Origin of the sequence: Streptococcus cuniculipharyngis, from assembly GCF_007859195.1 — a bacterium.
GTDB classification, from domain to species: domain Bacteria; phylum Bacillota; class Bacilli; order Lactobacillales; family Streptococcaceae; genus Streptococcus; species Streptococcus cuniculipharyngis.
On record NZ_VOHL01000001.1, the window covers coordinates 612,050 to 634,525 of the forward strand.

Annotated in this window: 20 protein-coding genes; 3 read left to right on the forward strand and 17 right to left on the reverse strand. The window is 43.9% G+C overall.

Going from position 1 to position 22,476, the window contains the following annotated elements:
* Positions 1-4: 4 nt before the first annotated feature.
* A complete protein-coding gene (gene lplA, locus FRX57_RS03005; RefSeq protein ID WP_146566486.1) occupies positions 5-994 on the reverse strand; it encodes a lipoate--protein ligase in 990 nt (329 codons plus the stop codon).
* Positions 995-1,162: 168 nt separating this feature from the next.
* Positions 1,163-1,546, reverse strand: a complete 384-nt coding sequence (locus FRX57_RS03010) for a winged helix-turn-helix transcriptional regulator (RefSeq protein ID WP_146566488.1) — start codon at positions 1,544-1,546, stop codon at positions 1,163-1,165.
* A gap of 131 nt (positions 1,547-1,677) precedes the next feature.
* Here FRX57_RS03010 and FRX57_RS03015 point away from each other — a divergent pair, with 131 nt between their 5' ends.
* A complete protein-coding gene (locus FRX57_RS03015; RefSeq protein WP_146566490.1) occupies positions 1,678-3,009 on the forward strand; it encodes an NtaA/DmoA family FMN-dependent monooxygenase in 1,332 nt (443 codons plus the stop codon).
* Positions 3,010-3,052: 43 nt separating this feature from the next.
* On the opposite strand, the gene lpdA is transcribed toward FRX57_RS03015, so the two are convergent.
* The 5 genes from lpdA to FRX57_RS03040 all read right to left on the reverse strand — a co-directional run bounded on the left by lpdA (position 3,053) and on the right by FRX57_RS03040 (position 8,737).
* Positions 3,053-4,804, reverse strand: a complete 1,752-nt coding sequence (gene lpdA / locus FRX57_RS03020) for a dihydrolipoyl dehydrogenase (RefSeq protein WP_146566492.1) — start codon at positions 4,802-4,804, stop codon at positions 3,053-3,055.
* Positions 4,805-4,849: 45 nt separating this feature from the next.
* Positions 4,850-6,238, reverse strand: a complete 1,389-nt coding sequence (locus tag FRX57_RS03025) for a dihydrolipoamide acetyltransferase (protein WP_146566494.1) — start codon at positions 6,236-6,238, stop codon at positions 4,850-4,852.
* Positions 6,239-6,317: 79 nt separating this feature from the next.
* The gene (locus FRX57_RS03030) at positions 6,318-7,313 is read right to left on the reverse strand and encodes an alpha-ketoacid dehydrogenase subunit beta (protein ID WP_146566496.1); all 996 of its coding nucleotides are present in this window, start codon (positions 7,311-7,313) and stop codon (positions 6,318-6,320) included.
* Between the two features lie 54 nt (positions 7,314-7,367).
* A complete protein-coding gene (locus tag FRX57_RS03035; RefSeq protein ID WP_146566498.1) occupies positions 7,368-8,336 on the reverse strand; it encodes a thiamine pyrophosphate-dependent dehydrogenase E1 component subunit alpha in 969 nt (322 codons plus the stop codon).
* 200 nt (positions 8,337-8,536) lie between these two features.
* Positions 8,537-8,737, reverse strand: a complete 201-nt coding sequence (locus FRX57_RS03040) for a hypothetical protein (RefSeq protein ID WP_146566500.1) — start codon at positions 8,735-8,737, stop codon at positions 8,537-8,539.
* Between the two features lie 49 nt (positions 8,738-8,786).
* Here FRX57_RS03040 and FRX57_RS03045 point away from each other — a divergent pair, with 49 nt between their 5' ends.
* Positions 8,787-9,344, forward strand: coding sequence for a hypothetical protein (locus tag FRX57_RS03045; protein ID WP_146566502.1), 558 nt, complete (start codon positions 8,787-8,789; stop codon positions 9,342-9,344).
* Between the two features lie 69 nt (positions 9,345-9,413).
* On the opposite strand, the gene FRX57_RS03050 is transcribed toward FRX57_RS03045, so the two are convergent.
* The 7 genes from FRX57_RS03050 to FRX57_RS03080 all read right to left on the reverse strand — a co-directional run bounded on the left by FRX57_RS03050 (position 9,414) and on the right by FRX57_RS03080 (position 17,210).
* Positions 9,414-10,214 carry an ABC transporter ATP-binding protein gene (locus FRX57_RS03050; RefSeq protein WP_146566504.1) on the reverse strand — a complete coding sequence of 267 codons (801 nt, stop codon included), beginning with the start codon at positions 10,212-10,214 and terminating at the stop codon, positions 9,414-9,416.
* 9 nt (positions 10,215-10,223) lie between these two features.
* Positions 10,224-11,117 (reverse strand): ABC transporter permease, encoded by an 894-nt coding sequence (locus FRX57_RS03055; RefSeq protein ID WP_146566506.1) that lies wholly within the window; start codon positions 11,115-11,117, stop codon positions 10,224-10,226.
* A 110-nt stretch (positions 11,118-11,227) separates the two neighbouring features.
* Positions 11,228-12,211 carry an ABC transporter substrate-binding protein gene (locus FRX57_RS03060; protein ID WP_146566508.1) on the reverse strand — a complete coding sequence of 328 codons (984 nt, stop codon included), beginning with the start codon at positions 12,209-12,211 and terminating at the stop codon, positions 11,228-11,230.
* A 17-nt stretch (positions 12,212-12,228) separates the two neighbouring features.
* Positions 12,229-13,188, reverse strand: coding sequence for an ABC transporter substrate-binding protein (locus FRX57_RS03065; protein ID WP_146566509.1), 960 nt, complete (start codon positions 13,186-13,188; stop codon positions 12,229-12,231).
* 439 nt (positions 13,189-13,627) lie between these two features.
* Entirely contained in the window at positions 13,628-15,523 is a 1,896-nt protein-coding gene (locus FRX57_RS03070) for an ABC transporter ATP-binding protein (RefSeq protein ID WP_146566511.1), read from the reverse strand.
* 86 nt (positions 15,524-15,609) lie between these two features.
* Positions 15,610-16,323, reverse strand: coding sequence for a M57 family metalloprotease (locus FRX57_RS03075; RefSeq protein ID WP_146566513.1), 714 nt, complete (start codon positions 16,321-16,323; stop codon positions 15,610-15,612).
* Positions 16,324-16,433: 110 nt separating this feature from the next.
* Entirely contained in the window at positions 16,434-17,210 is a 777-nt protein-coding gene (locus tag FRX57_RS03080; protein WP_146566515.1) for an alpha/beta hydrolase, read from the reverse strand.
* Between the two features lie 204 nt (positions 17,211-17,414).
* Here FRX57_RS03080 and FRX57_RS03085 point away from each other — a divergent pair, with 204 nt between their 5' ends.
* Positions 17,415-18,926 (forward strand): phosphohexomutase domain-containing protein, encoded by a 1,512-nt coding sequence (locus tag FRX57_RS03085; RefSeq protein ID WP_146566517.1) that lies wholly within the window; start codon positions 17,415-17,417, stop codon positions 18,924-18,926.
* Positions 18,927-19,004: 78 nt separating this feature from the next.
* Here FRX57_RS03085 and FRX57_RS03090 read toward each other — a convergent pair whose 3' ends face one another.
* From FRX57_RS03090 to FRX57_RS03100, 3 genes are all read right to left on the reverse strand, one after another.
* A complete protein-coding gene (locus FRX57_RS03090) occupies positions 19,005-20,666 on the reverse strand; it encodes a ribonuclease J (RefSeq protein ID WP_146566519.1) in 1,662 nt (553 codons plus the stop codon).
* 169 nt (positions 20,667-20,835) lie between these two features.
* Complete coding sequence (locus FRX57_RS03095) at positions 20,836-21,594, reverse strand: ABC transporter ATP-binding protein (protein ID WP_146566521.1); 759 nt, start codon at positions 21,592-21,594, stop codon at positions 20,836-20,838.
* Positions 21,591-22,460, reverse strand: coding sequence for an ABC transporter permease (locus FRX57_RS03100; RefSeq protein ID WP_146566523.1), 870 nt, complete (start codon positions 22,458-22,460; stop codon positions 21,591-21,593). Before FRX57_RS03100 ends, FRX57_RS03095 begins: the two co-directional genes overlap by 4 nt.
* Between the last annotated feature and the right edge of the window lie 16 nt (positions 22,461-22,476).

Below are 22,476 nucleotides of genomic sequence, written 5' to 3' on the forward strand. Positions count from 1 at the left end.
TTTCTTAGGCGACAATGGCTTTAGCAACTTCTTCTACTGTCATACCAGCGAAATAGTCAGACAGCTTCATGTCTTTAAGCCGAGCAAGAACATCTTGATACTCATAGCGGACACCGACCAAGGCTTCTTCTACATCAGCGACATCCTTAATGCCGAAGAAATCACCATAAATTTTTACAGATTGAATCATAGACTTGTCCACATTGGCGTAGGTCGATATCTTGCCTGCTGGATAGCGAACCTCCCGTGAAATGGTGTACTCAGGTGCTTGTCCGTAAGTCCAATCCCAAGTGCCGAACTGCTCATCAGCTAGTTTTTTAATGTTTGCCAAGTCACCTGTCGATAAGATATACTCCGTCATATCTGGGTGCTTGTCCTTCATTTTTTGCAGGAGGAGATCAGCGAATTCATTGACGGTAATTTTCTTAGGCAATTGGTCCAAAATATTGGTCACACGCGCACGAACAGATTTGACCCCCTTAGATTCAATCTTGTCCTTGCTGACTTTCAAGGCATTGCCTAAAACTGTCATGTCCACATCAAACAACAAGCAACCATGGTGCATCATACGTCCCTTATAATAGGCCTGAGCATTGCCGCAGATTTTTTTACCATCAATCTCCAAATCATTACGTCCTGTAAAGCTTGCCTTGACCCCTAAATCTGCCAAGGTTTCAATGACAGGTGCTGAAAAGGTCTTGAAATCAAAGGCACCTTCGGTACTCTTATTTGAAATAATGGTGTAATTGAGATTATTCAAGTCATGATAGACAGCCCCACCGCCCGATAGACGACGAACCACACGGATATCATGGGCATCGGTGTATTCCTTGTTAATTTCTTCAATCGTATTTTGATGACGCCCAATGATAATGGAGGGACGATTAATCCAAAGAATGAACAATTCATCCTCCTCCATCAGCTCACGAAAAGCATAAGCCTCAAGAGCAATATTATAGTCTGTTTCATTACTGGTATTGACAATGTATTTCATCTGCTTACTCCTCAAATATTTTCCGCCTTGAAAGGGGTTTCTTCCATTATAACAAAATTCCAACCATTATGCTGGTCTTTTAACAAATGAAGTCAATCTGACATCACCATTAAGGCCCTAGACGATTGGCTCAAACTGATAGAACAGCCCTTAACTGATGTCAACGGCTTACGGTCTTTGATTATTTTCTCTATCCTCTACTGCTGGCATGTGGGCTTGACCATAGGCGACCATCAGCTCTAAAATGGGCAAGAGATCCCTCCCCTTATGGGTCAGCTGATAATCCACTCGCGGCGGTACTTGAGGATAAATTTCCTTTTGCAAAAGACCATCCGCCTCCATTTCCTTAAGTTGCTTGGTCAGAGAGCCTTGAGAAAGGTTACCTAGATGTCTTTGAAGCTGACTAAAACGCTGGGGGCCCTTAGCTAAAAAATCCAGAATGAGTAATTTCCATCGCCCCTGAAGAATATTCTGGGTATAGAGTAAGTGTAAAAGGGGAGTTGGTTTTTCCAAATCTTCTGGTTGAAAACCACGGGGACAAATTTTAGCCATAACCCTTCTTTTCCTTTGCCTATTGACTAACAACAAAAAAGTGTACTAGGGCAAGTTTTTTTGCCCTCTTTCCAGTCGTCTTAAAGTTTGTTATACTACATTTTATCATAAAAAAGCCTAGGAGAGATAAAATGACCCAAGAAAGAAAAAAACAAATGAAAATCGTCTTACAAATGGTTTCTGGCTACGGTGGTGAGTTTAGGTCTTGGCGCTTACCAGAAGCCAAGGCTGATGCTTATACGGACATGGATTTATATGTCGAGATGGCACAACTGGCTGAAAAAGGAAAAATTCACGCCCTCTTTATGGCCGATACCCCCGCCTTGACCAATCATTTAGAAACAGAAAGTCCAATGCACTCAATGGATCCTTTGATTGCAATGACTGCTGTGGCTAGAGCAACCAAACGTATTGGTTTAGTGGGAACCTTTTCAACCACTTTTAATGAAGCCTATAATTTAGCCAGACACTTAAAAACCTTGGATGTCATTAGCCATGGCCGCGTAGGATGGAATGCTGTCACAACATCAACAAGTGCAGCCGCTGCCAATTTTGGTCAGCATCTAGCCAGCAGACAAGAGCGATATGGCAGGGCTCATGAATTTATCGAAGCCGTACAAGGCCTCTGGAGGTCTTGGGGCGAGGGGGTTTATTTACATGATAAAGAGACAGGCCAATTTGCTGATATGGGCCAAATCCGCCCCATTCATTATCAAGGAACCTATATTCAAACAAGTGGCCCACTTCCAATTCCGCCATCTGAACAAGGTCAACCACCTATTTTTCAAGCAGGTCCTAGCCCAGATGGTATTCATCTAGCTGGTCGCTTTGCTTCGGGTGTCTATGCCAATCCCTTTACCATTGAAGAGGCCAAAGCCTATCGTCAAATGTTGAGAGCAGAGGCGGAAAAAAATGGTCGACAGGCTGATGAAATAAATGTCTTCACGGGCTTTATGTTTACCATCGCTGATAGCAAGGAAGAAGCCTTAGCACGCCGCCGCCAACTATTGGAATTTGATCAAGACGAATTAGCCCAACGCCTAGCCTATCTCGGGGCTATGGTCGGCTTAAATTTCCAAGGGATTGATCCTTATCAACCCCTGCCTCAGAGTTGGCTACAACTGGCTCGAGCCAACCCTGGTGACCCTCGTTCCCCTCGAGCCTTAGAAGTGCTAAAAGAGGGCTATTCTCCTATTGACACCCTAGCTCATGGGGTCATCAACTACCACCCAGTCGTTGTTGGCACAGCAACAGATGTGGCTGATTTCTTACAAGAATGGTTTGAGGCTGGGGCTAGTGACGGCTTTTCAATTGTGCCCGATTTAGCCCATGACGGCATTAAGGCATTTGTTGAGCAGGTCGTTCCACTCTTGCAGGATCGTGGTCTTTTTCATCAAGATTATGAGGGGCAAACCCTACGAGAGCACCTTGACCTTCCCTACCAGTATGGCAGACAAGAATAAACAAAAAAATCCTTTAGACAAGTCTAAAGGATTTTTTGCCTGATTAGTGACGTTTTGGTGGGTTATGAATGGCTTCACCAAGGACGTCTAGGAAGGCTTCGTACATAACTTCTGAGAAGGTTGGATGACCATGAATGGATTGAGCAACATCATCAACGGTCAGTTCAGCTTCCATAATGGTCGCTGCTTCGTTAATTAATTCTGCTGCCACTGGGCCAACAATGTGAACGCCAAGAATTTCATGGTATTTGGCATCGGCAATAACCTTGACAAATCCGTGAGCCTCATTAGAAGCGATTGCACGACCATTACCAGTAAAGCTACATTTACCAACCAATACTTCACCATATTGTTCACGAGCCTGCTCTTCTGTCAAACCACACATGGCGACTTCTGGATGAGTGTAGACAGCTGCTGGAGTGAACTCAAGGTTAGCTTTACGCACATTGCCACGCATGGCGTTTTCCGCAGCAACTTCTCCCATACGGTAAGCGGCATGGGCCAACATCTTCGTACCATTGACATCACCTGGTGCGTAGATACCTGGAATGGATGTTTCTTGATAGGCATTGACCTTGATGCGACCACGATCCATGTCAAGATTAAGGTTTTCCAAACCAGCCAATTGTGGCACACGACCAATTGAAAGGAGGGCACGATCTGCCACTAATTCTGAGCCATCATTCAATTTAAGGGTCAATTGGTTATTGGCTTCAACGATTTCAGAAACACCAACAGACGTTTTAATCTTCATGCCTTTCTTAGCAAGAATTTTTTGCAATTCAAGTGAGATTTCCTTGTCCATGGCAGGAATGATACGATCTGCCATTTCAACAACGGTCACTTCGGTACCGTAAGCGGCATAAACCAGACCAAGCTCGATACCAACGACACCACCACCCATAACAGCTAGTGATTTTGGAATTTCACGAAGGTCAAGGATGTCATCAGAAGTCATGACCAATTTAGAATCAATCCCTGGAATATTGATACGTGACACCTTAGAACCTGTTGCCAAAATGACACTGCGACCTTTGATGGTTTCATTGCCAATCGTCACTGTCTTGTCTGGATTAACTTGCCCCAAACCGTTAAAGATGGTTACCTTATTGGCCTTGAGCAAGCCTTGAACACCACTTGTCAAGGTTTTAACGACTGAATTCTTGAAATCAACTGTCTTGTCCATATCAATCGTGTAGTTGGTTGACGCAAGATTGATACCACGACCAGCTGCAATCTTCAAACCATCAAGAATTTCGGCATTTTTCAAATAAGTCTTGGTTGGGATACACCCCTTGTTCAAACAGGTTCCACCAAATTCTGATTTCTCAACAATGGCAATTTTACCACCGAGTTGAGCCCCACGAATAGCTGCGTAATAACCAGCAGGACCACCACCAACAACAACAATATCGTATTCATTGTCTGCTAAGGGAGCTTTATCTGCTAGAGGAGCAACACTTGCAGGGGCTTTTGGTACTTCAAGACCAGCTGCCTCTAATTGAGCACTTGCTTCTGCTGGTGCAGGGCTAGCCGCTGCTGTATCCACTACTTCTCCTGCTGCACCAAGGTAACCAATAATCTCCGTCACAGGAACGGTTTCTCCGGCTCCACGGACAATTTTTAGCAAGACACCTGAATCCTCTGCTTCAAGTTCCATGTTGGTCTTGTCTGACATGATTTCAAGAAGGATCTCCCCTTCTTTGACCTCGTCACCTTCTTGTTTTTTCCACTCGATGATCTCGCCTTCTTGCATGTCTACACCGAGTTTTGGCATGATAATTTCTACAGCCATGATTTTCTCACTTTCTATTTTTTAAGCTATTACATGAGGGCTCTCTTAGATGAGTAATTCCATTGGATTTTCCAAGAGATTTTTTAAATCAACCATGAACTTAGCCCCATTCATCCCATCAATAATACGGTGGTCAATGGTCAAGCACATGGCCATGATTGGGCGAATAACCACTTGGCCATCAAGAGCTACTGGGGTCGGTACGGTTGCTGCGACACCAAGAATCGCAGAGTTTGGTTGATTGATAATTGGGTTGAAACTCTTAGTGCCAAACATTCCCAAATTAGTGATTGAGAAGGTTGACCCTGACATTTCCGCTGCCTTTAACTTACCTGTCTGGGCTTTTTTGATCACGTCTTTTGAAGCCACAACAAATTCTGACAGGCTCATCTTATCAGCACCGTGAACCACTGGCACCACCAACCCATCGTCCAGACCAACTGCAATCCCAAGGTTAACATAGTTATGGATTTCAATCTCATTAGCATCGTTAATCAAGGAAGCATTCATGTAACGATGTTCAGGTTTCATCAAGGTTTTCACCACTGCTAAACCAATCAAATCAGTAAAGGTGACTTTATTCCCGGTCTTATTCATGATTGGTTCAAGGACCTGCTTACGCAAGGCCATCAAATTGGTCATGTCAATGTCATAGTTGAGCGTAAAGGTTGGTGCGGTCAAGTAAGAATTAACCATTCCCTTAGAAATCGCCTTACGCATTGGACTCATCTTGATGATTTCAATGTCCCTTGACGTTTCCGCAACTGGGTCAGTGTTAACAACTGGTGCTGACACGTCTTCAGTCACTGTCTCTTGACTAGCCCCAAGGGCTGCCAGCACATCACGTTTCATAATCTTACCACGAACACCGCTGCCAACTAGATTTTCCACATCAAGCCCCTTGTCTTCGGCAATCTTACGTGCCAATGGTGACAAACGAGGGGCTGCCTGTTTCACTTTCTCAACATCTTCCTTATGGATACGGCCACGAGCCCCTGATCCTGGTACCAAGTGAAGGTTGACCCCTAGTTCTCTAGCCAACTTGCGGGCTGCTGGAGTAGCACGGACTTTCTCACCTTCAGCAAAGGTTACTTCTGCCACAACTGGTGTCGCTGCTGGCCTAACCGTTTCAGCAACTGGGCTAGGACTAGCTGGCTCTACCACTTGGCTAGCCGCTGCTGTATCCACTACTTCTCCCGCTGCACCAAGGTAACCAATAACCTCGGTCACCGGAACGGTTTCTCCAGCTCCACGGACAATTTTTAGCAAGACGCCTGAATCTTCTGCTTCAAGTTCCATGTTGGTCTTGTCTGACATGATTTCAAGAAGAATCTCCCCTTCTTTGACTTCATCGCCTTCTTGTTTTTTCCACTCGATGATTTCGCCTTCTTGCATGTCTACACCGAGTTTTGGCATGATAATTTCTACAGCCATTCTATCTTCCCTTCTTTATAAAATTTCTAGTTAGTATAAGGACTGACCACTAATAAGACAATCGTCAGTTACCTTACTTTTATTGTTTGTTAGCAATCTTATAAATAGCGTCTTTAATTTTTGCGACATCTGGTAAGACAGCCTGCTCCAGAACACGTGCATAAGGTACTGGCACATCTTCACTTGCCAAGCGGACAATTGGATGATCCAGATAGTCAAAGGCTTCACTCTCTGTCACCATAGCAGCAATTTCACCAATGAAACCACCTGTCTTGTAAGCGTCATTGACCAACATCAATCTACCAGTTTTCTTGACTGAATCAAAGATAAGTTCCTTGTCCAATGGCACAAGCGTCCGTGGGTCAACCACTTCCACACTAATCCCATCAGCCGCCACCTCTTCTGCTGCTTGAAGAACACGTTCCAACATGCGACCATAGGACACAATGGTCAAGTCTTTTCCTTCACGTTTGATTTCTCCCTTACCAAGTGGAATGCAGAAATCTGGGTCTTGTGTAACTTCTTCTTTTTTACCATAAAGGGCTTTAGGTTCCATGAACAAAACAATATTATTATCACGGATAGCCGATTTCAAAAGACCTTTGGCATCATTGGCATTACCTGGTGCAACGACCTTAATGCCTGGAATATGTGCCAACCAAGCTTCCAGAGATTGTGAGTGCTGGGCTGCCGAACCAATACCTGAACCAGAAGCCACACGGAAAGTTACCGGAGTTTTCAAGCCACCGCCAAACATGTAGTTATTTTTAGCACCGTTATTGACAATAGCATCTAGGGCAATGGTGATAAAGTCCATGAAGGTCAAATCAATAATCGGACGCAGACCAGTAATGGCCGCACCAACCGCAGCACCTGCAATAGCCGCCTCAGAGATTGGTGTATCACGCACGCGTTTTTTTCCAAATTCTGCCAACATGCCAACCGAGGTACCAAAATCTCCACCGTAGATACCCACATCTTCACCCATTAAGAAAATATCTTCATCTTTACGCATTTCCTCACTCATGGCAAGGTTAATTGCTTCACGCAAAGCCATCAATTTAGTTTCTGACATTCTATTTCTCCTAATTTTAACTTTTAGTTTTGTTACTGCTCTTTGTTTAAAAGCTTAGTCAACCCACACATCTTCAAAAGCGACTGATAATTCTGGGTCTGGACTGTTTACGGCAAATTCATAGGCATCATCAACCTCTTTAACCACCTGTGCATCAATGGCATCAAGTTCTTCATCAGTAGCCAACTTGTTTTCCGTTAGATAGGCACGGTACTTGAGCATTGGATCTTTTTTCTTCCACTCATCAACTTCTTCCTTAGTCCGGTAAACACCTGCATCAGCAGTTGAATGACCAAACCAACGGTAAGAAATCACTTCAACGATAGCTGGACCATTGCCACCACGAACATGCTCAACGGCTTTTTCCATGGTTTCATAGACAGCTAGCACATCGTTACCATCTTCACAATAGAAACCTGGAATACCATAGGCTTCCGCACGTGTGTAAAGATGAGGCGTATTGGTTGCATTTTTGATATCCATTGAGATACCGTAACCATTGTTAATGATAAAGAAAATGACTGGTAATTTCCAAGTCGCTGCCATATTGACAGACTCGTGGAAAGAGCCTTCATTAGTTGCACCATCTCCTGAGAAAGCAACCGCAATATTCTTTGTGCCCTTGTATTGCTGAGTTAAGGCTGCACCAACCGCAAGAGCATAGCCACCACCAACGATACCGTTGGTACCGTAGTTGCCTTTTTCAAAGTCAGCTAAGTGCATGGAACCGCCGCGACCTTTAGAGACACCGGTTACCTTACCTGCCAACTCTGCCATCATGGCGTTCAAGTCCATATCTTGGGCGATACAATGACCATGACCACGGTGGTTAGAGAAGAAAATATCATCATAGGTCAAGTGAGCCATGGCACCAACGTTGGCTGCTTCCTCACCAACTGAGAAGTGGGTCATCCCTTGTACAAATCCACGACGAACAAGTTTATTGATACGCATATCAAACTCACGGATACGTTGCATTTTCAAATACATTTCCAAATGTTTTTCTTTAGAAATCGTTACCATATTGGCCTCCATAAATTATTATTACTCTTTTATGATACCCTAAAATTTCACAATTAGCAATTAGAAAATGTAGCGAAACTCTAGCAATGTAAAGGTTTACCAAGTTTATTAAAACAAAAAATTCACAAACTTTTTTCCAAGGACTGTCTTTCCTTTGCCATAAGAAAAAGAGCCTAAATTAGCTCCTTTTCAGTTCAACTCTATTCATCATATTGTTCAGGAAAACGGTCATGAACTTGGTTAAATAAGTTTAATAAAAAAATAGAATGAAAGACAACAAAGCCTGCCATAGAAATCCATAAGTTCTCTATTGAATTATATTTTTTGACAATAATCATTAAAAAATATAGTAAATCAAAAAGAATGACTTGAAGCGAAAATTTGAGCAAAATTTTTTTCATATTACCCTCCCAAAAAATAAAAACGTTTTATTATTAAGCTATACCATTTGTGAGGAAAAATCAAGTAAATGGAGGTGTTTATTATGAAACAAATGATTACTCTGAAACACAGTATTATCAAAGTGGTGCTTATGCTTCATATACGGTAAATGGAACATTAGTTGAGGTATTAAATGAAAATACCCTAAAATTAACCTATCCAGACGGAACCTCTGATTTACTTGAAAAACGTTCAGATGGGGTTTATAAAAATGGGGTTTATTTTCTACCATTACAAAATCTTGATGCCTTAGCAAATAATAGAAGTGCCAATTCATGGATTCTTCTTGGAACATCTTCTGGAAGATCTGATAGAAACAGTACAGTAAATAATGCCATAGCAACTTTATGTGCCACTATCCTAGGTTCGGTAGGAGGTGGAGCTGTTGGTGCATTCATTACAGCCGTTGGTTTAGCAACTCATTCCACTCCTCCTGGGGCATATAGCATAACCTACACCTACTTTAATTCCGCAAAACGTCAATTTAAGGTAGTTAATCAATATTATAAAAACGCTAACTTCACAGGATACGTGACCACCAAAACAAGCTACGTAAATACACCTTAAATATAATAGGTATCTCTAATAACATAAAACCTTCAGCCTTATGAAAGAGACTGAAGGTTTTTTAATTGATTACAAAATCATTTCATCATCGGTTAGTTTTTCACCGCTGTTTTTGTAGAAGAGGTCCATCAGGTTTTGTACCGTTAGATTTCTTTTCTCTTCTCCTTCAACATCCACCACGATTTGACCACGGTGGAGCATGACCAGACGATTACCATACTGGATGGCATTTTCCATGTTGTGGGTAATCATGAGGGCCGTTAGCTGATGGCTTTCAACGATTTTTTGGGTCAATTCCATGACCATGTCACTGGTTTTTGGATCCAGAGCTGCTGTATGCTCGTCAAGGAGCAGGACCTTGGGTTTGACTAGCGAAGCCATCATCAAGGTTAGAGCTTGACGTTGACCACCAGAAAGAAACTGGGTGTCAACCTTCATCCGATTTTCTAAACCAAGACCCAATTCTTCTAGGGCTTCCTTAAAGATTGCTCGCTCGCTATCCTTAACACCCCAACCAAGACCACGCGAGAGGCCACGACGGTAGGCAATAGCCATGTTTTCCTCAATGGTTAGACGCGAAGCCGTTCCCATTTTGGGATCTTGAAAGACACGACTAATATCTTTAGACCGTTTGGCAGCAGGAACCTGCTTGATAGACTTTCCTTCAAGCAAGATGTCACCTGAATCCACTGTTAAAGTCCCAGCTAAAGAGTTCATAAAGGTAGATTTACCGGCACCATTACCCCCGATAATGGAGACAAAATCACCTTCCTTGACATCTAGGCTCAAACCACGCAGCACATGATTTTCATTGACTGTTCCAGCCTCGAAGGTTTTATGAATGGATTGAATTGATAAAATAGTGCTCATGTCTTCCTCCTAAGCAGTTCCATTTAATTTAGGGCGACGAATGTTCAGCTTCTTCTGCAATTCTGGCACATAAAGAACGGTTGCCAATAAGATGGCTGAGAAGAGTTTAACCAAATCGGCATCCATACCTGGGATTTCCAAAATAGCTAGGATAATCAAACGATAGATGACCGCACCTAGAACAACCGATAGTAAACGCCAACCCAGACGAAGATTACGGAAGATCACCTCAGCAATAATGACAGAGGCCAGACCGATGACAATGGTTCCTGTTCCAGCATTGAGGTCCGCATAACCATTATTTTGAGTCAGAAGGGCTCCACAAAGGGCAATCAGACCGTTTGACATCATGTAACCATAAATTTTCATGGTATCAACCATGATACCGTTAGACTCACTCATAGGAATATTATCGCCTGTTGAGCGAATGGCCAAACCAATCTGCGTGTTCATAAAGAGGGTCAAGGCACTGACAACAATCAGAATAAAGACAAGTCCAATCACTAGAACGGCATTGGTTTTGCTAAGTCCAAGCCCTTGTAACTGAGTCACTAGGGTTTCTTGTTTCAGCAAGGCAACATTAGCCTTACCCAAGATTTTTAAGTTAATTGAGTAGAGGCCAGTCAAGGTGACGATACCAGTCAAGAGAGCAGGGATTTTTAACTTGGTATGCAGAAGCCCTGACACCAAACCTGCTCCCATACCAGCCAAGACCGCCAAAAAGGTTGCCAGCAAGGGATTAAGACCATTGACAATGGCCGTTGCACAGACCGCCGCACCCAGGGGATAAGACCCCTCAGCTGTCATATCGGCAATCTCTAAGATACGAAATGTTAAGTAAACACCAATCGCCATGACTGACCAGAGCAAGCCTTGCGAGATGCTTGATAAGATAATGTCCACAATCTTCTCCTTTTACAGGGTCCAAAATCCCAGACCACTGCTAATCTTTTTTTGTCCGAGAGAGCAGGGATTTGCTAATTAGTCCCGCCCTCTTCTTGGTTATTCGTTATTTATTCTGAAACAGAAAGTTTTGAGGTATCCACACCTAATTTCTTGGCCATCTCTTCATTGACATGAAGGTTAACTGTTTTTGGATATTCGACAGCTGTTTCCCCAACCTTGGCACCTTTGAGAATCTTGATTGCCATTTGTGCCGTCTGACGACCCAATGCCTCATAGTTAGTACCATAAGTCAAGAGACCACCTTGATCAACCATGTCAGTTGAGCCACCGATAACCGGCACCTTGTTGGCAAGAGATAATTCACCAATCATGGTCATGGTCGATGCCAAAGTATTATCTGTTGGAACAAAGACCGCATCCACATCTTTCATCAAGCTGCTAGCCGCATCTTGGACTTCATTTGACGATGTGATCCCTTTCAAAACAACCTTATAGCCTGCTTTTTCTAGCAATTTTTGAGCTTCTTCTACTTGAACTTCTGAATTACGCTCACTGGTTGTGTAGAGAATCCCTACTGTTTTGGCATTTGGCACAGCCTGACCTAGCAATTCCACCTGCTTATCAATGGGGGCTTGGTCTGAGGTTCCAGTTAGAAGGCCTCCTGGCTTTTCAATAGACTCAACCAAGTCAGCCGACAAGGGATCTGTTACGGCGGTAAAGAGCACTGGTGTTTCCGTTGATACAGTAGCTAAACTTTGTGCTGATGGTGTCGCAATCGCCAAAATCAAGTCATTTTTATCAACCAGCTTTTCTGAGATGGTTTGCAGGTTGGCCTGATCGCCTTGGGCATTTTGGTAATCCAAGACTAATTTTTCACCTTCTTTGTAGCCATTGGCCGCCAATTCATCCACAAAACCCTTACGAGCAGCTGTCAAAGACTCATGCTCCATGTACTGCAAGACACCAACCTTAACCACATCTGCTGACGTGCCTTGACTTGAACTTGAAGATGATGAGCAAGCCGCAAGCCCCAAAAGAGCCAAACCGGCAACTGATACCATTGCTAATTTTTTTACCGCCTTATAATACATATAAATTCCTCTTTCTCTTATTTTTCTAATGCTTTAATCGTTGCTGAATCAATTCCCACTGCTTTTGCCATTTCTTCATTAACGGCGATAGCTGCCGTATTTGGTTTTTGAACAGCCAATTCAGCTGGTTTTTCCCCTTCAAGGATTTTGACTGCCAGTTCTCCTGCCTGAACACCGATAGCCTTGTAGTCAACACCGTAAGTGAAGAGAGCCGCATCAATGACTGCTGCATCACTGCCCATTGCTGGAACTTTAGCAGCTTTCAAGATATCTCCAATTGTTGAAGCTGTTGACGCAACGGTGTTATCAGTTGGTAGGTAAATAGCATCCACCTTACCTGCCAACGAAGTCATCACTTGTTGGACATCATTGGTTGACGTTACGGTTGCAATCTCTACTTTAACACCCTTCGCTTCCAAGGCTTTTTGTGCCTGCTTAGCCTGAACTTCTGAGTTAACCTCACTTGAATTGTAGAAAATTCCTACTGTCTTAGCTGTCGGCACCACCTTGACTAACATGTCAATTTGACCAGCTACATCCGTCGCATCAATTGAACCCGTCATGTTACCTTCTGGCTTATCCAAAGACTTGACCAAACCAGCCTCAACAGGGTCTGTAACAGCCGTAAAGACTCCTGGCGTTTCGCTATCGGCGTTGAGCATAGCTTGGGCCGCTGGTGTTGCAATTGAAAAGTTCAAATCGTTTTTACCAGCCAATTTAGCAACCATGGTTTGTAGATTGGCCTGATCGCCTTGGGCATTCTGCACATCAAGGGTCAATTTATCCCCTTCCTTATAGCCGGCTTTTTCCAAGGCCTCAACAAAGCCTTGACGAGCTGAAGTCAGGGCTTCATGTTCCGCAAATTGAATAATACCAACCTTGACTGAATCAGATCCTGATGACTGGGAGCCGCAGGCTGCTAAGCCAAAAACTGATAACAAGGCAACTGAACTAAAAATGATTTTCTTGAATTTCATAAGATTCTCCTCTGATAAATATCTAAAAATATAAGTTATTGTTGAACTAAATAGAAAAAAAGGGACCGCTTAGAATACTATCTAAACGGTCCCTAATAAGTCCACTGTATAATGAAAACAGATTGACTACTCGTGCCATTTAGATGTATCATCTACGAGGCACGCATCAAAACAACTACAGCCACATAGATACAAACTTTACGTTCCCGTGTTTGCATCCATGTTTACCATGTCTACAAACACTATCTAAAATAGCCATAGAAATAAGTATTAACTGCTTGGTTTTGACACATTAGTAACATATCTGTTCTCCTTTCATTTCTTAAGTTGTTTCTATGATACTCGTTTTTAAATCGTTTGTCAATAGAAATATGGCAATTTTTTCATTTTTTTATCAGATTTACTGAAAACAACAAGAAAAACTGGCAAGAGCCTTCCCTCAATCTAGCTCCTCTGCTAAACGTTCCCAACTTGCTAACAAATCATCTTGCTGGCTTGTCAAGTGGTCTAACTGGCCTTGTAACTCCATCAAGTCGTCAGCATCATTGGTGGTTAACATGGCTTGATTAATCTGCTCTATGTCATTCTCTAAGCTTGATAAATCTGCCTCGACTTGGGCTAATTGTCGCTCTTTTTTGCGACGTTCTTTTTGTTCTAGCTTTTGTTGCTGATAATCTCCCTGTTGAGCAGTGGGCTCTACTACTTGGCTTTCTGGTGCGGACTGGTCAAGCTGCTCTGCCTTTTTTTCCAAATAATAATCATAATCACCCAAATAAAGTTGACTACCCGATGCAGAGAGTTCCACCACCTTGGTCGCCACCCGATTGATAAAATAGCGGTCATGGCTGACAAAAAGAAGGGTGCCATCAAAGTCAATCAGGGCATTTTCCAAGACTTCCTTGCTCTCAATGTCCAAATGGTTGGTTGGCTCGTCAAGAATGAGCAAATTATTATTTTCCATAGACAGTTTTGCCAACAAGAGACGGGCTTTTTCACCACCGGAAAGCATGCCAACTGTTTTTTTGACCTCGTCACCCGAGAAGAGAAAGGCCCCCAAGCGATTACGGATAGCAACTTCTGGTGTGGTCGGAAAGGCCGACCAGAGCTCTTCTAGGACGGTATGTGAGGACGTCAGGGCTGATTGGTTTTGGTCATAGTAGCCTAGCTTAACATTTGCCCCATACTGGACTGTCCCTGCCAATAGCTCCAATTCTCCGACCAAGGTTTTCAGCAAGGTGGACTTGCCAATCCCATTTGGACCAACCAAGGCAACTGCGTCATATTTACGCAAATCTAGCTCAATCTGCTGGGCCAACATTTCCTTGTCATAACCAATGGCTGCCGCTTCTAGTTGCAAGACCTGATTACCGGAGCTTTTGTCTGCTTGGAAGGTCATGACCGCAGATTTATCCGCCAGTTCTGGCTTTTCCAACCGCTCCATCTTTTCCAACTGTTTGCGTCGTGACTGGGCCCGTTTGGTCGTTGAAGCCCGGGCAATATTACGTTTGACAAAATCCTCCAACTTGGCAATTTCCTTGCTCTGCTTGTCAAAGTTCTTCTGCTCAGTCGCCAATTTTTCCGCTTTTAAGGTCATAAATTTTGAATAATTGCCAGCATAGATCTCCAGGGTATGTGGTCGTAAGTCAGCTGTTTTAGTCGCCACCTTATCTAGGAAATAACGGTCATGACTAACAATCAAGAGAGCTCCTTGGTAGTTGACCAGATAGTTTTCCAACCAAGCCACCGTATCAATATCCAAGTGGTTGGTCGGCTCATCTAAGACCAAAAGTTCTGGCTTTTCCAGTAACATTTTCGCTAAGGCCAAACGCGTCTTTTGCCCACCAGATAAATCAGAGACAGGAAGGTCCCACATGCTTTGGTCAAACTTGAAACCGTTTAGCATGGCCTTGATGTCGCTATCATAGGTAAAACCACCACGGACACGAAAATCCTCGGATAATTGGTCATAACGCTGCATTAAGTCCGCCAACTCTTGTCCAGTCAATTCACTCATCTGCCCTTCCAAATGGCGGAGCTGACTTTCTTGTTGCTGCAAATCCGTAAAAACTTCTAGCATGGCTTCAAAAATCGTTTGATTCGATTCCAGCTGGCTATTTTGTGCGAGATACGATAAGGACAAATCTCGTTTTTTTATGACCTGCCCCGAGCTAGGTGTTTCCTCATCAACTAGAATTTTCAAGAGGGTGGATTTCCCTGCTCCATTACGGCCAACCAAGGCTATGCGATCCCGCTCATCAATTTGTAGGTTAATATTTTGAAAGAGAACTTCTCCTGAAAAAGAGCGTTCCAACTTGTTTGCTTGTAAGATAATCATGATGTTATTATAACAAAAAACAGAAAGTCCAGAAGGAAAAAGGCTCGCTTTTTCTTCGACTTTCTGCCAGTACCATCTGTAGCAGATTATTGAGCATAGAGTTCTCTTACTTTGGTAACATCCACTTCCTGAATCCCATAGTAAGACCCTGAAGACTGCATGACAGAAACGTCTGTGTCATTGTGTGCTAAACCGATAGCATGCCCCAATTCATGTTCGGCTGTATTGACCAAGCGCTCAAAATCATACCCGTAGTCACTATTGAGTAAGTAGTAAGTATTCAAAGTGACCTTGGCCGCTACAATCCGATTGGTTAAACTGTTCATCTTGGTTTCTGCCAAACCAGCTGCCTGACTATTGACCTCAGCGGCATCACCGGCTACAATATCAGCCTGTTCAGGGGTTTCAACTAATTGAAAGGTAAAGACCCCTGTGGCATTCCAATTAGCAAGAGCTGTCTGATAGGCTGAAACCAGTTCAGGTTGGCTTGATGTAATATAAACCTTGGCCTGATTGCTTGACCAGCGCGTGCCCTCTTGATTGGCATAAAAATCTGTGGCCAAATTTTGAAGACTTTCATTCAGATTTCCCTTGTCTAATCGAAAAAACAAGCTAACATTGGACATCAGGTTGGAGAGTTGATTGGCTAGCTCTGACGTGCTATTGTTGACATACCAGGTCATCCCCCACCAGAGTAGAAAGATCACCATGACTAGCTGCACAAAGCTCCAAATCACATTCCACAAAAGACGACCTAAAAATCTGGGGATAACTAATAATAGTCTAAGAAGGCTGAACATTTTCTTTACATCCTAACTAAATCCTGAGATTTCCTAAAACTTGACTACCAGTATAGCAAGGATTAATTGAGCTTGCAAGAATAAATCATTATCTCGCCAATTTGTTATCTTTATGACAAACGTTGTTCTTTTATGTAATCAATCGGTAACATCTCTAAGAAAACCTCTAGCTGCTTTTCCCAATAATACCAGTCATGCGTCCCATGTCCCACCTGGTAATCCACACTCAAACCTGCCTTTCTCAGGGCTGCTACGCCAGTTTGATTGGCCGAAAAAAGATAATCCTCTTGACCACACCAAGCATAAAAAGTCGTTTGTCCATCATGCTGGTCAACCATATTAGGCAAGAGATGTTGGGCAAAATCAGGCTGATCAAAATCACCGAAAATCCCCTGCCAATAGCTCAGCTTGGCTTCTGCATGTTCCAACAGGGCCTGGCGATCAAAATCCAAGGCCCCTGAAAAAGAGCCTGCATAGGCAAATTGATTGCTTAACAAGGCCAGCTTAAAGGCCCCGTAACCACCCATGGACAAGCCTGCAATGAAGGTTTTTTCTCGCTTTCGACTCATCTTGGGAAAAAGATGACGTAAAACTTGGGGCAATTCCTCTACCAAGGCTTTGTAATAATCCAAACCGTACTGAGTATTGGTGTACCAAGCTAAATCCGTTGAGGGCATGACCACCATTAAATTGGTTTGGCGTAACAGACGCTCAATGGCCGTTCGCTTGCGCCAGGAATTCTCATTGCCTCCCATGCCATGTAGGAGATAGAGGACAGGAATATCTTCTTCACCTTCTGTCATGATGGCAAGGTCTGGATAGATGACATTAAGATAACGCTCCATACCAAGAACATTGGAATGGTATTCTACTTGTAAAAAAGCCATAAGCACCTCCTTATGTTTATGCTAAGACTAGTTTGCCACTCTCCCAGAAACTTGTCAAGTGTCACCAAACAAAAAGAGAGGGCCACGGTTTTTAGCTTTTTTAAGCTGATTTGTAACCGTTTTAATATTCTCTATCTTTTGGCTATCTCTTTTCCTGTTTTTGTGCTATGCTGAGTGTAAATCTATCACTAAAAGGAGATGCTTATGACACTTAAATCCTTACAAAATGGCTCTGATATTCGCGGCATCGCCATCAGCACCGATGAGCATACTGCCAATCTCACCCCTCAGGCTGTCACCGCTATTACAGCAGGGCTCTTAAATTGGCTCCTAACCAAACATGACCTCACCAACAAGTGGCAGGCAAGGGAATTAACTATCGCTGTTGGTCGTGACAGTCGTCTCAGTGGACCAGAACTGGCCGACAGTTTCATCAAGGCTGCACGGCAACAAGGGGTTAATGTCATTGACATGGAGCTAGCCACCACACCGTCTATGTTCATGGCAACCCAATACCCTCAATTTGCAGCAGATGCAGGTGTCATGTTTACTGCCAGCCACCTTCCTTATTATTTTAATGGGATTAAAATTTTCACCAAGGCAGGGGGAGCTGAGCACGACGATATTGCCTACATCTTGGAACATACACAAGCTCTGACCAGTGACTATCTTGGCACTCTTACCAAGGCTGATATCTTAACCCCTTATGCAGCGGATTTGGTCGAAAAAATCCGTCAGGGATGTGGCCTAGACACACCGACACCCCTCCAAGGCTTACACCTTGTTGTTGATGCCGGGAATGGAGCTGGTGGTTTCTTTGTTGACAAGGTCTTGAAGGAACTAGGAGCTGACACCACAGGCTCCCAATTCTTAGAACCTGACGGAACCTTCCCAAATCATATCCCCAATCCAGAAAATCAAGAAGCCATTGACAGTATCAAGGAAGCTGTCCTTGCTAATCAGGCCGATTTGGGCATTATTTTCGATACTGATGTGGACCGCTCAGCAGTGGTGACCAAGGATGGCCAACTGCTCAATCGCAGTAACTTCATTGCCATTTTAAGTTACATTGCCCTGTCAGAGTACCCAAACAGTAGTATCGTGACCAATTCACTAACCAGTGACCATGTCAAGAGCTTTATTCAAGGCTTGGGTGGTCAGCAAATTCGCTACATTTCTGGCTATCGGAATATCATCAATCGGGCTATCAAGGCCAACAAAGAAGGCATCGATTCTCCCCTAGCTGTTGAAACCAGTGGTCATGCCGCCTTTCGGGAAAATTATTTCTTGGACGATGGTACCTATGCCGCAGCCAAGATTTTGATGCTGATGCCTAAACTCCATCAAGCAGGCAAGGAATTAGGATCGCTCATTGCCGACCTAAAACAACCTGCTGAGGCACAAGAAGTTCGTTTCAAGTTAGAGGTTGATGACTTCAAACAGTATGGACGCCAAGTCATTGCCGATCTGGCCCAGGCTGATATTACTGGTTTTACCTTCAATCCAGAAAATGAAGAAGGTGTCCGCTTTATTTTGAGTGATGACTACGGCAAGGGTTGGTTCTTACTACGCATGAGCCTACACGAACCCTTCTTGGTGCTCAATGCAGAAACTGAAACAGCTGGCTACATGACCAAGGTGCTCCAAACACTAGGGGAGTTTCTCAGCCAATACCCAGGGGTTAACCAAGATAAACTGGCAGCCTTACTGAGCTAGGATGAAACAGCGAGAATTTGTCTCGCTGTTTTTGTCAGCAAAAAAGTGCCAGTCTCTAAAAACTGACACCTTTGTTAATTAACGAACTTCCATAATCACTGGCAAAATGGCAGGACGACGTTTGGTTTGTTCAAAGAGGAACTTGCTGAGTTGGTCTCGGACAGCACCCTTCAACTCATTCCAGTCAAAAGTGGATTGAGCCAAATAGTCTTCAACAACCGTGTTGACCAATTCAGAGCTTTCACGCAAAATATCACGACTCTTCTTGACATAAACAAAGCCTCGCGTATGGACCTTGGCCCGCGAAATAATCTGACGCTCTCGCTTATTGACCGTCATGGCTACAATAAAGATGCCATCTTCTGATAAGATTTTGCGATCACGTAAGACAATATTTCCGACATCTCCAATAGCATTGCCATCAATCATAACATCACTGGCCGGCACGCCACCCTCGTGCATAAAGCCATCTTGCCCGTAAACCATGATGTCGCCTCGCTTGACAATATAGATATGTTCTGGCAAGATGCCTACTTCTTGCGCTAGGTCAGCATGGGCTTGCAGGTCACGGTACTCCCCTTGAATCGGAAAGAGATAGGTGGGTTGCAGCAGGTTAATCAAGAGCTGAAGGTCACGACCATTGGCATGACCGGACACACGCAGATTTTGCGTAATCAATTTTACTGAACCACCAGCCTTGTAAATCAAGTTTTCTACCCGAGCCACCATAGCTTCCTTGGCAATACTTGGTGTGGTTACCACATAGACCAAATCGCCATCCTTGATTTCAACATAACGATGACGCCCAATGGCCATCTTGCGCAAGCCATTGATAGGTTCCCCCATCCGACCTGTTTCTAAAATAATTAGTTCATGGTCCTCATAGCGAGCCATATCTTTGGGCTTAATCATCAATTTTTCATTGGCTAGGGATAGTTTATTCAACCGCATGGCTGTACGGACAATATTTTCTGCGTCAAAACCGGTCAAAACTACCCGCCGACCATTGGCTGCAGCTGCATCAAAGACCTGTTGAATCCGCACTAGGTTGCTGGCCACTGCTGCCACAATAATCCGACCATCCGCATCAGCAATAACCTGGTTCATCTCAAGACCAACCTCCGCCTCACTGGCCACCTGCACCGTACTAGAAGCATTGGCCGAATCAGACAAGAGAGCCAAGACTCCCTCACGACCAATCTCAGCTAGACGAGCTAAATCAGTTTGATAGAGGGGACTGGCAGCTTGGTCAAACTTGAAATCACCTGTATAAACGATGTTGCCTGCCGCAGTACCAACCACGACCCCTAGGCTATCAGGGATAGAGTGGGTGGTCTTGAAAAAGGAAATGGTTGCATCCTCAAACTCAATCTCGGTGTCAGCATTGACCACGTGAAATTGATTGAAACGCTTGACGGCATCATTATTTTTAACCACTAGCTTGGCCAATTCAATGGTCAACTCCGACCCAAAGACAGGCACACGCACCTGTTGCAAAAGGTAAGGCAGGGCGCCAATCGCATCAGCGTGGCCGTGGGTCAGAAAGACCCCCTGCACGCGGTCCTTATTTTCCACCAAATAATCTAGGTTAGGAATGACCACATCTACCCCCAACTGCTCATTTTCCGGGTATTTAAGCCCCGTATCCAACACAAAGATTGACTCCTTGACTTCTACAAGATAGAAATTTTTTCCATTTTCTCGCACGCCGCCAAGAGCAATAATTTTAATATCACTCACCATCTGTCTCCTTCTTTACTCTTATTTTTACTACTGATAGCTAGGCTATCGCTTTATTACAAACGGTCCTTGGTTACCCAAGTCGAATTACAGTCATAATCTTCTCTATTATACCATAACTTCACTAAAAAATAAAAACCAACCCTTCTGAGAAAGGTCGGTTTTTGGTCTATTCAAAAATTTGATAGTAATCTGCAAGGTTAAGTTTGGCTTTTTCTGCCTGGCTGAGGTCTTCAATAATTTTACCATCTTTCATCACCAAGAGGCGATTGCCATATTTAAGGGCATCCTCCATATGGTGGGTAATCATGAGGGCCGTGAGTTGATCTCCTTGGACAAATTGATTAGTTAGGGCCATGAGCGATTGACTGGTTTTAGGGTCAAGAGCTGCGGTGTGTTCATCCAGCAAGAGCAGATCAGGTCGTTTAACCGTTGCCATCAACAGACTGAGAGCCTGACGCTGTCCTCCCGATAAAAGACCGGCAGGTGTTTCCAGATGCTTTTCCAGACCATTACCAATTTTTCCAATCAAGCCTTGAAATTCGTCGGTGTAATCTTGAATTTTTCGTGACACTAGACCACGTTTTTCGCCACGAAATTTGGCAATCAAGAGATTTTCTGCCACCGTCATCCGCGGTGCCGTTCCCATCTTGGGGTCTTGGAAGACCCGAGCCAGGTATTTGGCCCGACTTTGAGCAGGTAGCTGAGTCACATCTTGCCCCAGAATCGAAATACTACCACTGGTTAACATCAGGGTGCCCGCAATCACATTAAAAAGGGTAGATTTGCCCGCACCATTTCCCCCGAGAATGGTTAAAAAATCATTTTCATAGATGGTCAAGGTCACATCATCCAAGATGGTTTTGACTTCGTCAAAGCCATTATTGACCACGACACTAGCATTTTTTAGTTCAACAATCTTTTTCATCGTGATAGGCTGGCTCCTTTCAGAATTTTCTTCTTCATTTCTGGAATCATCAAACAAATGGCCAAGACTAGAGCACTAAATAGTTTGAGGTAATTGGTATTGAGGCCTAGAGCCACAACCAACCATATCAAGACCTGATAGAGAATGGAGCCGACCGCAATGGCTAAGAGGCGTTCCAAAAGGGTCAAATGGCCAGAGAGAACCACCTCACCGATGATAATACTGGCTAGCCCAATAACAATCACTCCCACCCCTTTGGAGACATCAGCATAGCCATCTTGTTGACTAATCAAGGCCCCTGCAAGGGCGATGATGCCATTGGAAACAATCAACCCCATGACTTCCATCTTATCGGTATCAATGCCAAAGCTCCGCGCCATGTCTCGATTATCCCCTGTGGCAATATACGCCTGGCCCAAACGGGTATAAAAGAAGGCCGTCATTCCTGCTAAAACCAAAACATTAAAGACCAGACCAAGTAAGAGAAGATTGACTCCTTGGGCAAAGGGAAGAAGATTAGGCAAGGTAATAGCATCCAAAAGCCCTAAATTGGCTCTTCCCATGACCATCAAAATCAGTGAATGACAGGAGGTCATGACCAAGATCCCTGCCAAGATGGTGGGGATTTTCCCCTTGGTGTAGAGAAGCCCTGTCACTGCCCCTGCCAAACAACCAGCCGCCACCGCAGCTAAAGTTGCCAAAAGCGGATGGACTCCCTGAGTCATCAGGGTAACTGCCACTGCTCCTCCTAATGGAAAAGAGCCTTCTGTGGTCATATCAGGAAAATTCAAAATCCGAAACGTCATAAAAATCCCTAAGCCAAGAATGGCCCACAAAAGTCCCTGCGAAATGGTTGACACAATCATGGAGAGACCTCCTTCT

What these genes read in the sequence shown, in the direction of transcription:
- FRX57_RS03075 (WP_146566513.1), bottom strand. Translation starts at nt 16,323, where the DNA reads ATGTTCAGCCTTCTTAGACTATTATTAGTTATCCCCAGATTTTTAGGT.
- FRX57_RS03040 (WP_146566500.1), bottom strand. Translation starts at nt 8,737, where the DNA reads ATGAAAAAAATTTTGCTCAAATTTTCGCTTCAAGTCATTCTTTTTGAT.
- FRX57_RS03100 (WP_146566523.1), bottom strand. Translation starts at nt 22,460, where the DNA reads ATGATTGTGTCAACCATTTCGCAGGGACTTTTGTGGGCCATTCTTGGC.
- FRX57_RS03050 (WP_146566504.1), bottom strand. Translation starts at nt 10,214, where the DNA reads ATGAGCACTATTTTATCAATTCAATCCATTCATAAAACCTTCGAGGCT.
- FRX57_RS03085 (WP_146566517.1), top strand. Translation starts at nt 17,415, where the DNA reads ATGACACTTAAATCCTTACAAAATGGCTCTGATATTCGCGGCATCGCC.
- FRX57_RS03095 (WP_146566521.1), bottom strand. Translation starts at nt 21,594, where the DNA reads ATGAAAAAGATTGTTGAACTAAAAAATGCTAGTGTCGTGGTCAATAAT.
- FRX57_RS03025 (WP_146566494.1), bottom strand. Translation starts at nt 6,238, where the DNA reads ATGGCTGTAGAAATTATCATGCCAAAACTCGGTGTAGACATGCAAGAA.
- FRX57_RS03030 (WP_146566496.1), bottom strand. Translation starts at nt 7,313, where the DNA reads ATGTCAGAAACTAAATTGATGGCTTTGCGTGAAGCAATTAACCTTGCC.
- FRX57_RS03060 (WP_146566508.1), bottom strand. Translation starts at nt 12,211, where the DNA reads ATGTATTATAAGGCGGTAAAAAAATTAGCAATGGTATCAGTTGCCGGT.
- FRX57_RS03015 (WP_146566490.1), top strand. Translation starts at nt 1,678, where the DNA reads ATGACCCAAGAAAGAAAAAAACAAATGAAAATCGTCTTACAAATGGTT.
- FRX57_RS03035 (WP_146566498.1), bottom strand. Translation starts at nt 8,336, where the DNA reads ATGGTAACGATTTCTAAAGAAAAACATTTGGAAATGTATTTGAAAATG.
- FRX57_RS03080 (WP_146566515.1), bottom strand. Translation starts at nt 17,210, where the DNA reads ATGGCTTTTTTACAAGTAGAATACCATTCCAATGTTCTTGGTATGGAG.
- FRX57_RS03010 (WP_146566488.1), bottom strand. Translation starts at nt 1,546, where the DNA reads ATGGCTAAAATTTGTCCCCGTGGTTTTCAACCAGAAGATTTGGAAAAA.
- FRX57_RS03070 (WP_146566511.1), bottom strand. Translation starts at nt 15,523, where the DNA reads ATGATTATCTTACAAGCAAACAAGTTGGAACGCTCTTTTTCAGGAGAA.
- lplA (WP_146566486.1), bottom strand. Translation starts at nt 994, where the DNA reads ATGAAATACATTGTCAATACCAGTAATGAAACAGACTATAATATTGCT.
- lpdA (WP_146566492.1), bottom strand. Translation starts at nt 4,804, where the DNA reads ATGGCTGTAGAAATTATCATGCCAAAACTCGGTGTAGACATGCAAGAA.
- FRX57_RS03065 (WP_146566509.1), bottom strand. Translation starts at nt 13,188, where the DNA reads ATGAAATTCAAGAAAATCATTTTTAGTTCAGTTGCCTTGTTATCAGTT.